Source organism: Sphingobium indicum BiD32, from assembly GCF_000382885.1.
Classification (GTDB): domain Bacteria; phylum Pseudomonadota; class Alphaproteobacteria; order Sphingomonadales; family Sphingomonadaceae; genus Sphingobium; species Sphingobium japonicum_C.
In genome coordinates, this window is sequence record NZ_CAVK010000015.1 from 17,570 (window position 1) to 32,595 (window position 15,026).

Genomic DNA, 15,026 nt, shown 5'->3' on the forward strand with positions numbered 1-15,026 from the left:
GGAAACCGCACGATGAACATTCCCCGGTCTGATCCGGTGCCATCGAGAGGCGTGTCCGATCTCGATCGTCACATTGAAACCTTGCTTCGCGTGATTCATTCCAGAAACCTCGCTTGGTCTGATCTAAGCGAAGTGGGTAAACAGGTGGAACGCCCTCTGACGGACGTTGAGCAATTGCTTACAAATGTGGGCGACGACGCCCATGAAATCACCCTTGCTACCGAGACGATCATAACAGCTCTCAAGCTGCAACGTGATGCGCTCGCGATCCAAAGCTCTCGCCGTAGAACACGCTTCGGCTCGATGCTTCTGCTCTTGATCCCCGTGTTCTTCGTAGGTTTGATGATTGGCACATCATACGGGATAGATGAAGGTCGGGCGCGGGAGCGTGAAGCCTTAAAGTATCCGGTCCTACCCCAGCTGTCCGTAGATCGTGACAGGCTCAAAACTGACGGAAGGTAGAGCGGTGGCAGCTGCCACCGCTTGCGATCTCTTGATGGGCTATGGCTTCATGAGGCACGATGAAGAAATCTGACAGGGCAAAGAAACATACCGCCAAGGTAATCGAGGCGGCTGCACGCGCCCATGAAGCTCTCGACTATTTCAGCGGCAACGTCACAAATCCGTTCGATGAGCTAACATGGCCCAGCATTGCCGAAGGTTATCTTCTAGTCGCGCAGAAGGCGGTATCAGACGCCTTGGTCGCTTTGGAACGTGCAAACAGCGTTGGTTGGACCAAGCACGGCAAGTAGGCGTCACCTCAAGGTTTGTTCGCCAGACAACGATTTCTCGGACATAAGCGGAACATGGGCTACGCTACACGCTTCAACCGCGCCATTGGCTCGTTGAGTGGGTGGAATTCACCTGCTGGAAGTCGCCTGGCCTGCTCCCAGAGGTAATCGCCGGTCAGACTGATGTGCGCCCAGCCCATCGGAGAAAGGTGCGCAAGCAGTGCCGCATCGAACGTCGTGCCGACAGCGTTGAGGTGCTGGGCGGCCCGGTCGAGATAGACCGTGTTCCAGTAGGAAATCGCCGCAATCAGCAGGTTCAGCCCAGATGCGCGAAATTCCTGATTTTCCAGCGAGCGATCGGTGAACCGACCCTGCCGGTTGGTATAGATGGCGGCGGCAAGCGTGTGCCTCGCCTCGCCTTTGTTGAGACCGGCCTGACAGGCACGTCGCAGTTCCGGTTGTTCAAGCCAATCGAGCGTGAACAAAGTGCGCTCGATACGGCCCAGTTCAGCCAATGCAAAATCCAGCCTGTTCTGGCGTTTGTAGGCGGCAAGTTTTCGCAAGATTACTGACGGCGCCACCGTGCCATCCTTGATTGAGGCGACAATCCTGACGATGTCATCCCAATCGGCCTCGATCGCTGCCGTTTTGATGGTGCGGCCCATCAGATTTTCGATGCCCTTGTATGTCGATGGCGCAGCGATCGAACCCAGCTTGCGGTCGCCAATATCGCGCAGCCGTGGCGCGAAGCGGAACCCGAGTAGGTGGCAGAGTGCGAAAACATGATCGGTGGCGCCGCCGGTATCGGTATAGTGCTCATGCAACGGAAGGTTGCCGGCGCCCAGGACAAGCCCGTCGAGCACGTAAGGCGCTTCACCTGCCGTCGCGGACATGATCCGTGATCCGAATGATGCGAAGTGATCGGAAAGGTGAGAATAGATTTTCACGCCAGGTTCGGCGCCATATTTGGCATTGACGTCCGCCGCCCCTGAACGGCTCCGCCCCGACCGGAAGAACTGGCCATCGGACGACGAACTGGTGCCAGCGCCCCAATGCCGCGCGAAGGGTAATTCGTGATGGGCTGAGATGATCATGGCCAGCGCGGCCTGATAGTTCTCGGGTGAAAGATACCAGTTGTGGGTCCATGCGAGTTGGGCATAGCTGACGCCTTCGCTGGCATTGGCCATCCGCTCCAGCCCGAGGTTGGTGCCATCAGCCAGAATTGCGGCGAGTACCGTGCTGGGGTTGTCGTGCTCCTTGCCTGAGCGCAGGTCACGGAATGCGTTCAAAAAACCAGTGCGTTCGGCGACTTCAAGCAGCAGCTCGGTGATGCGCACGCGGGGAAGCAGGGTATCGAGCTTGCGATCGAGGGCTTCAGCTTCCGGTGGGGTGACAGGCGGCATTTGCTGAAGCTTGAGCCGGTCTCGTTCGAGCGACACTCCCTCAAGCTTGTTTGTTTTCAACTGCTTGGCAAATCGGCGCAGCCGCCAGTCAAGATTTCGTGCCCGGTCAGCGAGGTAGGATGCAGCATTTGAATCGAACGGAAGCACATCCGCCACTTTGGCGGCGTCGCGCCGACCCAGCAAATAGGCATCGAAGCGCTGATAGTTGCGGGTTCCCTCGATCCATACATCACCGGCGCGCAAACGATCACGCAAGGTTGCCATGATCGCAATTTCATAACGTCGGCGGTCGATACGGCCGCTTTCGGTGATGAGACGCTTCCACTGCCGATTGGGGAATGGCAGTGGAACGCCATCGGGAAGGTCGCGCGACTTTCGTGTGTTCGCATCGCGAATGACATCGATGGCTTTGATCAGTGCCGTCCCTGTTCCAGACGCCTTGAAGGTGAAGGCGTCCAGAAATGCCGGGCTGAAACGCCGTAGCGTGGCGTAACGCTCGGTTGCCGTTACCAGTGCGTCCTCGCCGGCAAGATCAGCAAGGGCATCTACTTGGGCCTTTGCCGCAACAAGCCGGTGCCAGCCCACCGCTTCGTCAATCAATTCGAGCGGATCGCCGCCATTCTGGACAGCCTCATCAAGTGCTGTAATCGTGGCGCCAAACAGCCGCATGAGTTGCCCCACCGACTGAATACTATCTTGGTAGCGACGCTCGCGCCCACGCCGCGCGCGCGTGAACATGCCGCCGATAAGTCGGTCAAACATGCACAGCGACATCGCAGTTGAAGGGTCAGCGACATCGTAGATGACGTGTGGGGGGAAGCGGAGGCCGGGCGTAGCCCGGACGTAGCTTCCCCCCACACGGGCGCGGGTTTCCCCGTGCCGTTGGCGGCGACAGCGGTCAGGATGGTCCGATCTTCAACGCCAAGAAGAGGATCGGATGCCTGGCCGTCCCATCACCGACCAACAGCAGAGGTACTACATGTCCCTTCGTCAAAAACACCCGCAAAAAGCGGCCGCCGCCATGGCGGGCTTTTCCACCAGCACGGGCTACCGGACAGAGAAAGATCCCCGGTCGCCATCGGAGCGTCGCCGGGAGCGACGTCATGGCGGCGGCAGGCCAGATCCGCTCGCCGAACTGTGGGATAAAGAAATCGTGCCTTTGCTCGAGAGCACGCCGGGCCTGAAGCCCATCTCTATTCTTGGGGAGCTGGAGCAACGCCACCCCGGTCTCGATCTAACACCAGCCCGCAGGACCCTGGAACGCCGGATACGGCTATGGAAGGCCGAGTATGGACCAGAGCGTGAGGTCATCTTCCGGCAGGACCATCCGCCAGGCCGACAGGGCATGTCGGATTTCTTTGACGCCCGCGATCTGAAGGTCACCATCTCCGGCAATCCGAGCCCGCACCTGATCTATCACTTCGCGCTGGTCTATTCCGGGTGGGAGCATGCCGAGGTCGTGCTGGGAGGAGAAAGCTTCACGGCGCTGGCCTGCGGCCTTCAGAATGCGCTGTGGCAGCTTGGCGGCGTGCCGCACGAGCATCGCACCGATAGCCTCTCCGCGGCGTTCGCCAACCTGGAGCAAGATGCCCAGGAAGATCTGCGGACCCGCTATGCCGCCCTGTGCGCCGATTACCAGATGGAGCCCACCCGCAACAATCGCGGGGTCGCCCATGAGAATGGGTCCATAGAAAGCCGTCATGGTCACCTTAAGGATCGGCTCGATCAGGCACTCCAGTTGCGCGGGACACGTGACTTCGCCTCCATCGAGGACTGGCGCACGTTCCTCGCCCAGATCGTGGGCCGCCACAATGCCCGGCGGCGCGATGCCTTGCGCATCGAAGCTGAGCACCTGCGCCCGTTACCTTCACGCCGCAGCTGCGATTATGATGAAGCTACGGTGCTCGTCACCTCATCGGGCGGCTTCGTGCTGCGCAAGGTCTTCTACACCGTGCCTTCCCGGCTCATCGGCCATAGCCTGCGAGCCAGGATCTTCGATGACCGGATCGACCTTTATCTGGCCGGGCAGCCCATCGAGACCCTGCCACGCGGGAGGGCGCCCGATCGCGGACGGGGCGGTCATGACCACGTAGTCAATTATCGGCACGTGATCCACAGCCTGCGTACCAAGCCCCACGCGCTGGCAAACCTTGTCTATCGCGACAAGCTCTTCCCTCGCAGCGAATATCGCCGCTGCTGGGATGCTCTGGAGGGTGCGCTTCCCAAAGCCGCCGCATGCCGCAGCATGGTGGGGCTGCTGTGGCTTGCGCATGACCAGGCCTGCGAGGCTGAGCTCGCCGCGACCCTGACCGGCATACTCGATGGCCAGGGTTTACCCGATCTGAGGGATCTGCAGGAGCGCTTCCAACGCCCCGGCAAAGAGCCGGCCGATGTGGTCGTCGATATTCCCCAGCCTGACACATACGACGATCTGCTCACCGCCAGGGAGATGGCCGCATGAGCATCACTGTCGACACCGCCCAGCTGCCCATGTTGCTTGGCACGCTGCGTCTGCCCACCATTGCCCGTCTCTGGCCGGACTTCTGTTCACGAGCGGACAAGGAGGGGTGGCCGGCTTCGCGCCTGCTGGCAGCCTTGGCCGAACTGGAACTCGCCGAACGCGAACAACGCCGGATCCAGCGCCATCTTACAGAAGCACGGCTGCCTCCCGGCAAGACCCTGGATGCCTTCGACTTCAGCCTCGTTCCCACCTTGAGCAAGGCCCAGGTCATGGCTCTGACCCAAGGAGATGCCTGGCTCAAGGCGGGCCACAATCTTCTGGCATTTGGTCCGCCCGGTGCCGGCAAGAGCCACGCCGCAGCCGCCATCGGCAACGAGCTCGTCGCGCGCGGATACCGGGTCTTCTTCACCCGAACCACCGATCTCGTCCAGCGTTTGCAGGCCGCACGTCAGTCCCTGACCTTGACCCAGGAGATCGCCAGGCTCGACCGCTTCGACCTGCTCATCCTCGATGACCTGTCCTACGTCCGCAAGGACCAGGCAGAGACCAGCGTCCTGTTCGAACTCATCTCTGCCAGATACGAAAGGCGCTCCATCATGATCACCGCCAACCAACCATTCAGCGGTTGGGATTCCATTTTTTTGGATAAGGCAATGACTGTCGCTGCCATCGACAGGCTCGTTCACCACGCCACTATCCTGGAAATGAACGTCGAGAGCTATCGCAGGCGATCCGCCCTGGCCTCAGCGACATCGCTCCGCGACAGTGCTCCTGATCCAGCGACATCGCCCAGCGACATCGAAACCATGCCAGCGACATCGCTGCGCGACAACGCCTCTTGATCCAGGCCAACCTCGTGTGACACTATCCCCAACGTCACCGCTGACACATCACCATCAATGTCGCTGACCAGTCACCGACGATGTCGCGCTACACGCATCCACGCTTTCGCCATGGCGGATTGCCAGATCGCGCCAGAACGCCGTTTCAGCGAACATTTCCTCGCGCAGCGCCTCTTCGATAGCGGTCTGACCGCTGGCGACGGCCTCGTTCTCCAGTTCCTGCAAAAGTGCCATCACCATACGGCCGGTGCTCAACCGATCCTGCAACAGCGACGTGAACACGTGATCAAGCTCGGCCCACCTCGGGGCACCCTCTTCCTGTAAAGCGGCCTGCGACTGCCGCCAGCGGCTAGATACCGCGATAGCCTTGAACGCGATCTGCGCGATGAGCCGCTCGCGATTGCCGATGTGGTAATTGATTGCCGACGGGCTCATTCCTGTCTTTCGCGCCAGACTTCGTGCGCTGAGCGCTGCCAGACCGCTCTCTTCGGCAAGGTCATACGCGGCCTCACTCATCCGCTCTGCCTGGGGCGAGGCTTCATCGGACATATATCGCAAGCGACTCAAACCTGACACCCTTCTGTACAGCCGTTCGAATTAAGCTCCGCCCGAATTCGGCTGGCTTTCCCAATCTAGATAGAGCCTCACCACACCGTTGCCAAGTTTGCTCCCTGAGCAGGACGGCATCGCGCATATCGCTTCGCCGACGGCGCATCCGCACAGGATACCCACGAGCGTTTCTCCGGCTGTCATAGAAGATTCACACGATACACCTACCTGTACAGCCGTTCGATTCGGGCAGGGGGTCCTATGAAGTATTCACACATCCATCGATGGGCGGGGTCCCGGCGTATGCCGCAACGGCCTGTCGTCTCCGACTAGGCCCCTCATTGTCCTGAGCGACGCGAGATCCACCCCCGATCCGGGCGGTGGCCGATGTCGCTCTCCCTCTTCTGACATACATGTTCCAAGGACTGATTTCATGGCCAGCTCATCGCAGCACAAGTTCCGCCGCGTTCATCTGCTATCCTCCGCCTTCGCTTCCCTGACGATCGCGGCTCCCCCGGCTTACGCCGCCGACGATCCTGTCGAGGCAGGTGGCGACATCATCGTCACGGCCCAGAAACGCGACCAGCGGCTGATCGATGTTCCATCGGCAGTCAGCGTCCTGTCTCCAGAGGCACTGCGCGAAGCGGGCGTCAAGGACTTGGTGGACGCGTCCCGCCTGACGCCGGGCGTGGTCGTTTCACCGCAATTCGTCGGAGGTCGCACCATCCAGACATTCACCATCCGCGGGATCGGATATGACGATTTTCGCCCTAACGGGAATCCCTCCGCAGCGGTGAGCGTCGACGGGGTCTATCAAGGTTCGGCCGCCCTCGTCGGAGGGCAAATGTTCGATGTCAGTCGCATCGAGATACTCAAGGGACCGCAAGGCACGCTCTATGGCCAGACCACCACTGCCGGTGCGGTCAACATCATCTCCAATCAGCCCGGCAATACACTTCAGGGGAACGCTCGTGTCGAGTATGGTCGCTTCAATTCCTGGCGCGCGGAAGCCGTGTATGGAAACACTGGGAGGATGATATGAATTTTTGGGGTGTGTCGAGCGGCGCGTTTATACTTTTCTCATGTGCGCTGGCAGCGTCTGGTGCAAGGGCTCAGACTCCCGTGGCTGCGGGTGCCGGCGCAACCGAGCCCGGGTCGGCCGCGTCAGAGCCTCAGGCCCCGCCGTCGAGTGGCGGCAATGACGGCTCCGACATCGTCGTGACCGCGCTGAGGCGCAGCGTCAGCGTTCAGGATATTCCCGCTTCGATCACCGCCGTGAGTGGCGACACCCTTCTCAGCCGGGGCGTCACTGATACCATAGCCCTGGCCAATGTGATTCCTGGATTGGTGTTCGTCCCCAACTTCGGCAACACCATTGTGACTATCCGCGGCGTCGGCTCGACCTCTGTGGCTGGTTCGTCCGAACCGACGGTCGCGATCTATTCGGATGGCGCCTATTTGCCCCGGCCTTTCATGGGAACCCTGCGCGCGGTCGACCTCGATCGCGTCGAAGTCCTGCGCGGGCCGCAAGGGACTCTCTATGGCCGCAATGCTACGGGCGGTGCGGTCAACTTCATCTCCGCTAGCCCAACCAAGACGTGGACGGGGCGCATCGACGCTATTGTAGGAGGCCGCAATCAGGTCGGTATAAGCGGGTTTGTCTCAGGGCCACTCTCCGATGGCGTGCAGATCAGGCTCAGCGGCGGACGTGAGAAGCAGGATGGCCCGGTCGAAAACATCCTCAGGCCCCTTAACGTGGTGGAGCGTAATGGCGGCGGAACGGACGCCAAATATGGCCGTGTCGCGCTGCGCCTGACACCTACGTCTAGCCTGACGGTGGACCTGTCGCTCCGCTATGATGAGGACAATGCGGCCAAGATCGACCAGAGCCCGGTTGGGCCGATCAGCCTCGGGGTCGAAGGGGTGGATTGGACGAATGAGCCTTGGAAGACGATCTCGAATCGCCCGCACAGTGCGGTAAACAAGCTGCTCATCGGCCAGGCAGGCGTGACGTGGGAGGCGTCCGATGCGATCACCGTCAAGTCTCTGACGAACTATATCCTTGGGAAGATGCGGACCGCCAACGAAGGCGATGGCACCGCATTTCCCTACTTATATACGGCGATTTGGCCGCGTCGATCCGAATCGATAAGCCAGGAGTTCAACCTGTTCGGAAATTTCGATAAATTTAATTTCATCCTCGGGGCCTTCTATTACCACGAGGAATATAAGAGTCTTCTAGATTACATCTTCGAGAATCCGGATCCGGCGGCGGTCCTGACGCAAAATCTTGGCCAGCAAGCCAAAGTGGACAATTTTGCGGCATACTTCGACGCGACCTATTCGTTCACGGACGCCTTGAGGCTGAATGTGGGTATGCGCCTCAATTACGACAAGAATGAGTATGAGTCGATTTCGGGCCTTGAACCCCTCATCCCTACGGTAGCAGTCGCGGGCGGCACCATCAAAAAAACCAAGTTGCTCCCAAAGGTTGCCCTTCAATATGATTTCACGCCAGAAATCCAGAGCTACATCCAGTGGAGCCGCGGCTACAAGGGCGGCGGCGGCAACCTGCCGGCAAGCGATGGCTCCGCGCCGGCTTTTGGACCGGAGACGCTCGATTCCTACGAGCTTGGCGTGAAGTCCCGCCTGCTCAACGGCAAACTGACTGCTAACTTCGCGGCCTTCTACTATGACTATTCGGGCCTGCAGGTCGAAAAGTCGGTTCCCCCGAACAGCGTCCTCACGGACAATGCGCAAGCGAAGGCGTATGGCGCCGAACTTGAGATCCGATACAGCCCAGTCCCCGACCTCACCTTCACCCTTGCGCCCACATACGTGCACACGGAGTTCACGGAGTTCACCTCGACGGAGCTGCTGACGCTCGTCCCCTACGATCTCGCTGGAAAGACGTTGAATTTCGCGCCGAAGTGGACCGTTAACGCGAGTGCATCCAAGCGTTTCGATCTTGGCGGAGAACTGTTGAACGAGCTAGAACTCACCGCAAGTGCGCGGCACAATTCGACCGTCGTCTTCTCCTACTTCAACCTCGACGCCCTTGACCGACAACGGCCTTACACCGTGGTTGACCTAAACGCGACGATCTCCGATGTGGACAGGAAAACCACGCTGTCGCTGTTCGTCAACAATTTGGGCAACAAGGCATACAAGACTATTACGGGTAATTTCGGGTTTGGATATATCGGTCACTGGGGTGCCCCCAGGACGTGGGGCGCGCGCCTCAGCCGCTCCTTCTGATCCGAGCGAGCGCCATGCGGGCAGGGTCGTTCGGATGAGCGATCCTGCAAGCTCAAATCAGTTAGATGTTTGATCGCGGGGTTTGATGGTAAAACACCCACAGAGGTGGGTCGGGAAATTTGACCAGCGGGATGAGTGGGTCGCCGGCCTGACGACAGCCATGGTGGTGGCGGCACAGGAGGCCAGATGAGTAAGCGACCCCGCCGGAATCGCCGTCTGGCGTTCAAGGCGAGGGTTGCATCGTCGCCCGCAGGTACGCGCGCGACCTGGAAGATTACCTCGGACGCCCCTTTTCGCGGTGAAGCGGCGCGCGCAACCCGTATCTGTCCCAGTATATTCAGTTTAGCATCAAGGATCCTCATATGCATCGCTCGGGCATCGAACTCATCAACCTGTACTGGGAAGAAGTCTGGAACAACGGGAACCTGGAACTGATCCGCGAAATCTGTGCGAGTCCTATCGTCCGGCACGACGCTAATGAGGTTACGAGCCTCACGCACGATCAGCAGATCGCGCGCGTCGCGGCGCAGCGGACAAGGCTTCCCTTCTTCACCCATGAGGTGCTGGTCGCCGACGAGCATCATGTCTGCTCAGTCTGGAACATGACGATCCGGGAGGGGGGTGAGCGGGAGCTCTGCGGCATTGAGGTGTTCCGGGTGGAGGAAGGGCGCCTGTCGCACTGCTGGAATTCCGGCTACATTCCCGGCCTGTGGGGTCGCGACGGTGCGGAGCGGGAGGCGCGCGAGCCCGCCATCCTGCCGTCGCTGAGCAGTATCGATACCGACTGGATCCAGGATATCTTAACCTCTGTCGACAAGAGCACCCCGCGCGTTGGAGTGCTCCAGTCGGTGGATCGTATCGGCAACGGCACGCTGAGCGAGACTGCTCGCGTCGTCCTGCATTACAATGCCGACCCCGAAAACTATCCCACCACGCTTTTCTGCAAGTTCAACCGGTCAACCCCCGAGATCGACGCTGCGAACAAGCGGGTGGGCTTCTATGAGCGTGAGATCAACACCTACAGCTTCCTGCGCGACCATCCGGACATCTCGGCGCCGAAGGTATATTTCGCCGCGACCAATCCCGACACGGGCGCCACCAACATCGTCCTCGAAGATCTCTCGACGCGAACCACGCCAGGCGACCAGGTCAGGGGCGCTTCGGTCGAGGAAGCGGACGCGGTGGTACGGGCGCTGTCACACCTCCACGCCAAGTTCCTCGGAACGGAGCCGAGTGACTGGCTGTTCGATCGCCAGCCCCGTGCGGCAATGTTTCATGATTCGTACCGGATAGGCGCCGCAGCGCTCAAGGAATTCCTCGGCAGCGCCGTTGACGCCTGCGATTACGAGCTGATCGACAGGTTCGAGCAGCTTTATCTTGATTGGGTGAACCTGCCCGTCGGCACCAAGACGGTGCTGCACGGCGACCCGCGCGTCGACAACATCTTGTTCGAGGCGGGCCCGTCCGGGATCAAGGCGTGGCTCATCGATTGGGGGATGACCGGGGTCGGGAGCCCGCAGTTCGATTTGGCCTACTTCCTGACGGGCAGCGTGCCCGTCGACATGCGGCGCCAGCACGATCGACGCTGGATCGCGGAGCATGCAGCTGAACTCGCCAAGGCTTCCCCGGCCTACGATCTCGCATCGGCGGAAATGATGTTCCGCGCTCAGGCCGTTGGCGCAGCTTGCTGCAACCGTGCCGGCCGCGCGTACCGTCGAGCGCTCGGCACGCGGTGTCGAGCTTCTGACCACCCTCGTTCAGCGCAACTGCGCCGCCGTTCGCGACTGGGATGCCTTCGGCGCCATACGCTCGCTTTCTACAATGTGACGGGGGTCGCGGCCCCTAGCTGGCTAACTACGCCGAAAAGGAAACATCATGGATCTGTTTCGTAAGGGCGCCTTCAAGGGCAAGACCGTTTTCGTCGCTGGCGGATCCACGGGCATCAACCTCGGCATCGCCGAACGCTTCGGCGAGATGGGCGCCAACGTCGCGGTCATCAGCCGCAATGAGGAGCGGATTGCTGTCGCGGCTGAGCGCGTGAAGGCGACGGGCGCCGACGCCATCGGCGTGGTTGCCGACGTTCGCGACTTCGACGCCGTTTCGCGTGCGTTCGCTGCAACTACCGAGAAGTGGGGCGAGATCAACGTGGTCATCTCTGGCGCCGCAGGCAATTTCCTTTCGCCCGCGACCGGGCTGTCGGCCAACGCCTTCCGTACGGTGGTCGAGATTGACCTGCTCGGCACGTTCAACGTGCTCCGAGCCTCGTTCGACCATCTTCGCAAGCCTGGTGCGTCTGTGATCTCGATCACGGCCGGCCAAGCCAAGCGCCCGGTCATGTTCCAGGCGCATGCGAGCGCGGCCAAGGCGGGCATCAACAATCTCACTGGGACGTTGGCGATGGAGTGGGGCCCGGCCGGCATCCGCGTCAACGCCATCTCGCCTGGCCCGATCGGAGACACCGAGGGGATGGCCCGGCTTGCTCCGTCGGACGAGGCCACCGCCAAGTTGAAGAGCCGTCTTGCCTTGCGGGACTACGGCACAAAGCGCGACATCGCGGATGCCGCGCTGTTCCTTTCGAGCGACAATGCCCGCTACATCACTGGGGTGGTGCTCGAGGTCGATGGTGGCCTCCTGCTCGGCGACGCCTCGGCGGACGCCCTTACCCTTCCGGACCGTCGATGATGACGCTTGAGATCGATCGGCGCGGCGCGGTCGATTGGGTGACGTTTAACCGCCCCGATCGGCTGAATGCTCTCAGTCCCGAGCTTGTCGAGGCGCTACACGAGTACTTCGACAGCCTGTCCCGCGATACCGACACCCGTGTGGTGCTGCTGCGGGGGGCAGGACGCGCCTTCTGCGCGGGTCTCGACCTCGGAGCGACGGGCGGCGGCGATCTCGACGCCACCGCGCACCTCGCAATCCAGCGGAGGGTCTCGGAAATCGTCCTGAAGATGCGGTATTGCCCCCAAGCGATCGTCAGTCTGGTCCATGGTCCCGCCTGCGGCGGCGGCTTCGCCATGGCGCTCGCATCGGACATCCGCATCGCCGGAGCCAGTGCGCGGATGAACGCGGCATTCGTCCGGATCGGCCTTTCGGCATGCGACATCGGCGTTTCATACTTCCTCCCCCGTCTCGTCGGGGCGAGTCTCGCCGCCGAACTGATGATGACGGGGGATTTCATCCATGCCGAACGAGCCTTGCAGCTGGGTCTAGTAAGCCGCGTGGTGGCTGACGAGGACTTGGAAGTCGCCGCGGAGCCGCTCCTTGACGCGATGCTGACGACGTCACCCCTCGGTCTCAGGCTGACGAAGGAATGCCTTCGGATGTCAATTGATGCGCCGAGCCTCGAGGCGGCAATCGCGATGGAGGACCGCAATCAGGTCATTGCAGGCAGCGCGCCTGAGTTTCAGGAGGGAGTCGCCGCGTTTTTCGAGAAGCGCCGTCCAGCTTATGCGGCCGAGCTCGTGAAGCGGACCAAGCGGTGAGCGCCGCAGCCGGGACAACATCTTCGGAAGGCGCGGCCGGAAGCAGCGTCGTCTCAGCGACCGGCTTCATTTCGACGATATCAGCGACGCCCGGGCGAACGCAACGGGCTACGAATTCCTCTGTGTCGCACGATGTGTTGTGGCAAGATTGAGGACGCACCAAGCAAAGGAGAGAAAGATGTTGCGGATGTTAAGCGAAGCGCATGGGAATGTTGTTCTTGCCGATGATTTGCCCGCCAAACCGGTCGGCGTCATGAAGCCGGGCATGGTCGAGATCGGGGCGGCGACGCACGATAGAGCATCGCGGCGTTCACCGACGATCCGCACCACAGAGGCTCTTTCGCGCCTGACTGCGGTGACAGCCACCAAGATTCGGAGGCTCGCGGTCGTTGCCCCGCTCGGCCTAGCCTGTCTGTGTAGCGGATGGCCGGCGTCTTCCCAGGTCGTCATTGGTCCCGGCGATCGCCCCGAAACCGGGCTTCAGGGCCAAACCACGATCGAAGACGTGGTGAGCGGCCGGTCCAAACTTCCTTATCATGCTGGCGTTCGCCTCGTCGGTCGCACGGACATCTGGAACCGCGGCGGCAATTTGCAGCTCTCATGGGTCGATCAATGTGCCTATGTATCCACCTTCAAGCAGGCAGGCCCGATAACCGCCAACAGCCGATCTGCCTTGTTCCTCCGCGAGCCAGCGGGCGTCGCGGTTATCGACGTAAGGGACCCCCGGGCTCCAAAGCCCGTGCGCTTGCTGCGGGACCGGGGCTCGATCGATGCGGTAGAGACGATGCACGCGATTGCGGCACCAGGTCGCAAAGTTCTCGTCGCCGGCGCCTACTCGGGAGGAATTGCTGGCCGGGGCGGGGAGGACGCAGCTTGGCTCAGCATCTACGATGCCTCGAACTGCCTGAATCCCAAATTGCAGAGCGAGTTCAAGTGGCCCGCCAACATCCACAATGTGACAATCTCTCCCAACGGTCGTCGCGTCTACGGTACAGAAGTCGTGCCCGGACTCGGTTCGGGGAAGGGTGGCGTGCATGTGCTCGACATCAGCAACATGAAGCGCCCCCGCTATCTCGGCCGCTTCGGCGCCACGCGACCCAATGGATTGACGGCTGGGTTCACGCCACATGAAGTGTCGATCAGCCGTGATGAGCGGCGGATCTACGCGGCTGTCCTCGCCTCCGAAACCGGGGACGTGCCTGTGGAGAACGGCAGCGTCTACATTCTCGATAACAGCGACATCGTCGATGGGCGCTCTCAACCGAAGATGAGGCTCGTCGGCGAAGCCAAGCAAGGCGGTTGGCATTCTGTCGTGCCCGCGTCGATCAACGGAGTTCCACACCTGGTGGGTGCGGCCGAAATGGGCGCCTGTCCTGGAACATGGCCGCGGATCATCAATATCGCGGACGAGAAGAATCCAAAGGTCGTCGGCGAGTTCAAGCTGCAAATGAATATCAAGGAGAACTGCGACGCGATACGATTTACTCCTCGGAAGGAGGATCCCTATGCGAGCTTCATCCCAATCCCAGACATCACCGAGCGCCTCGGCGCGGTTGCCCCGCATTACAACGATGTCGACGATGCAAGGAACACGAGGCTTGGTCTGTTCCCCTTCTTCGCTGGCGGAGTGAGGATCGTTGATTTGCGCGATCCTACAAAGCCGGTTGAAGTCGGCTACTATAAGCCGGGTGCGAATCCCGATACCCCGCTAAGTGGCAACGGGCTAAGCTGGACGCTAATAAACTGGATAGGGTTTAACGACCAGGTAAGCGACGGGTGTATGTCGCATGTACGCTATGTTCCCGAGTCCGGGCACATCTGGTTCGCCTGCGTCACGACCGGTTTCCACGTTGTCGAACTGAATCCGGACCTTCGCGCTCGCCTCGGCTTCCCGACCGTGAAGTGATAACCTGTGTCGGCCGCTGGCGGCTCGGCTTGAGGGCTGTCGGCGGGGGGTAGATGACGGAGCCCCTTTCGTCGCGGCGAGGCGCAAAACAGTGCGGGAGGCTTGTTCGCGCTCGCCGCGATCATGGCTGGGCGCGTTCTCCGCCTCCCGCCGCACATTGCTGGACCGAGCAACTTGAGCGACCGATCAGGCAATGAGCCAAGGGTCGCTCCAAGGGAGAAGAACATGCGTTACGAACACATCACGCTGGAATGCATCGAAGGCGTGGCGACGATCACGATTAATCGTCCCGAAGTGCTGAACGCGCTGTCCATGCAGACCCTCGACGAGATGATGGATGCGCTGGACAGCGTTGCGGCAATGGGCGCGCGGGCTCTGTTGCAAACTCTGA

Annotated in this window: 12 protein-coding genes and 1 pseudogene; 11 read left to right on the plus strand and 2 right to left on the minus strand. The window is 60.9% G+C overall.

Annotation, left to right across the window (positions count from 1 at the left end; all coding sequences use genetic code 11):
* Positions 1-12: 12 nt before the first annotated feature.
* Together EBBID32_RS01870 and EBBID32_RS01875 are read left to right on the plus strand one after the other, a co-directional pair.
* Positions 13-462, plus strand: coding sequence for a hypothetical protein (locus EBBID32_RS01870; RefSeq protein ID WP_004213229.1), 450 nt, complete (start codon positions 13-15; stop codon positions 460-462).
* A 59-nt stretch (positions 463-521) separates the two neighbouring features.
* Positions 522-752 carry a hypothetical protein gene (locus tag EBBID32_RS01875; RefSeq protein ID WP_004213230.1) on the plus strand — a complete coding sequence of 77 codons (231 nt, stop codon included), beginning with the start codon at positions 522-524 and terminating at the stop codon, positions 750-752.
* A 59-nt stretch (positions 753-811) separates the two neighbouring features.
* Here EBBID32_RS01875 and EBBID32_RS01880 read toward each other — a convergent pair.
* Positions 812-2,896 (minus strand): annotated as a pseudogene (locus EBBID32_RS01880) (Tn3 family transposase); the annotation flags it as partial.
* 175 nt (positions 2,897-3,071) lie between these two features.
* Here EBBID32_RS01880 and istA point away from each other — a divergent pair.
* Together istA and istB are read left to right on the plus strand one after the other, a co-directional pair.
* On the plus strand, positions 3,072-4,595 hold the full coding sequence (gene istA, locus EBBID32_RS01885; protein WP_081628012.1) for an IS21 family transposase: 1,524 nt from the start codon (positions 3,072-3,074) through the stop codon (positions 4,593-4,595).
* Complete coding sequence (gene istB / locus EBBID32_RS01890; protein WP_006949666.1) at positions 4,592-5,437, plus strand: IS21-like element helper ATPase IstB; 846 nt, start codon at positions 4,592-4,594, stop codon at positions 5,435-5,437. Before istA ends, istB begins: the two co-directional genes overlap by 4 nt.
* Positions 5,438-5,491: 54 nt before the next feature.
* On the opposite strand, the gene EBBID32_RS01895 is transcribed toward istB, so the two are convergent.
* Positions 5,492-5,986 carry a TetR family transcriptional regulator gene (locus tag EBBID32_RS01895; protein ID WP_006949668.1) on the minus strand — a complete coding sequence of 165 codons (495 nt, stop codon included), beginning with the start codon at positions 5,984-5,986 and terminating at the stop codon, positions 5,492-5,494.
* Between the two features lie 433 nt (positions 5,987-6,419).
* Between EBBID32_RS01895 and EBBID32_RS01900 the strand changes: the two genes are divergently transcribed.
* From EBBID32_RS01900 to EBBID32_RS25230, 7 genes are all read left to right on the plus strand, one after another.
* On the plus strand, positions 6,420-7,028 hold the full coding sequence (locus EBBID32_RS01900; protein ID WP_006949670.1) for a TonB-dependent receptor plug domain-containing protein: 609 nt from the start codon (positions 6,420-6,422) through the stop codon (positions 7,026-7,028).
* 80 nt (positions 7,029-7,108) lie between these two features.
* A complete protein-coding gene (locus EBBID32_RS01905; RefSeq protein ID WP_006949672.1) occupies positions 7,109-9,244 on the plus strand; it encodes a TonB-dependent receptor in 2,136 nt (711 codons plus the stop codon).
* Between the two features lie 362 nt (positions 9,245-9,606).
* The gene (locus tag EBBID32_RS01910) at positions 9,607-11,136 is read left to right on the plus strand and encodes a phosphotransferase (RefSeq protein ID WP_006949674.1); all 1,530 of its coding nucleotides are present in this window, start codon (positions 9,607-9,609) and stop codon (positions 11,134-11,136) included.
* Complete coding sequence (locus tag EBBID32_RS01915; RefSeq protein ID WP_006949676.1) at positions 11,120-11,926, plus strand: SDR family oxidoreductase; 807 nt, start codon at positions 11,120-11,122, stop codon at positions 11,924-11,926. Before EBBID32_RS01910 ends, EBBID32_RS01915 begins: the two co-directional genes overlap by 17 nt.
* A complete protein-coding gene (locus EBBID32_RS01920) occupies positions 11,923-12,729 on the plus strand; it encodes an enoyl-CoA hydratase/isomerase family protein (protein ID WP_006949678.1) in 807 nt (268 codons plus the stop codon). Before EBBID32_RS01915 ends, EBBID32_RS01920 begins: the two co-directional genes overlap by 4 nt.
* A gap of 178 nt (positions 12,730-12,907) precedes the next feature.
* Positions 12,908-14,635 (plus strand): LVIVD repeat-containing protein, encoded by a 1,728-nt coding sequence (locus EBBID32_RS01925; protein WP_006949680.1) that lies wholly within the window; start codon positions 12,908-12,910, stop codon positions 14,633-14,635.
* A gap of 225 nt (positions 14,636-14,860) precedes the next feature.
* Positions 14,861-15,026, plus strand: a 166-nt coding sequence (locus EBBID32_RS25230) for an enoyl-CoA hydratase-related protein (RefSeq protein WP_369384519.1), incomplete at its 3' end; no start/stop codon positions are given.

Bases quoted from the DNA above. Each gene is read 5' to 3' on its own strand.
- EBBID32_RS01870 (WP_004213229.1), top strand. From the start codon at position 13: ATGAACATTCCCCGGTCTGATCCGGTGCCATCGAGAGGCGTGTCCGAT.
- EBBID32_RS01875 (WP_004213230.1), top strand. From the start codon at position 522: ATGAAGAAATCTGACAGGGCAAAGAAACATACCGCCAAGGTAATCGAG.
- istA (WP_081628012.1), top strand. From the start codon at position 3,072: ATGCCTGGCCGTCCCATCACCGACCAACAGCAGAGGTACTACATGTCC.
- istB (WP_006949666.1), top strand. From the start codon at position 4,592: ATGAGCATCACTGTCGACACCGCCCAGCTGCCCATGTTGCTTGGCACG.
- EBBID32_RS01895 (WP_006949668.1), bottom strand. From the start codon at position 5,986: ATGTCCGATGAAGCCTCGCCCCAGGCAGAGCGGATGAGTGAGGCCGCG.
- EBBID32_RS01900 (WP_006949670.1), top strand. From the start codon at position 6,420: ATGGCCAGCTCATCGCAGCACAAGTTCCGCCGCGTTCATCTGCTATCC.
- EBBID32_RS01910 (WP_006949674.1), top strand. From the start codon at position 9,607: ATGCATCGCTCGGGCATCGAACTCATCAACCTGTACTGGGAAGAAGTC.
- EBBID32_RS01915 (WP_006949676.1), top strand. From the start codon at position 11,120: ATGGATCTGTTTCGTAAGGGCGCCTTCAAGGGCAAGACCGTTTTCGTC.
- EBBID32_RS01920 (WP_006949678.1), top strand. From the start codon at position 11,923: ATGATGACGCTTGAGATCGATCGGCGCGGCGCGGTCGATTGGGTGACG.
- EBBID32_RS01925 (WP_006949680.1), top strand. From the start codon at position 12,908: ATGTTGCGGATGTTAAGCGAAGCGCATGGGAATGTTGTTCTTGCCGAT.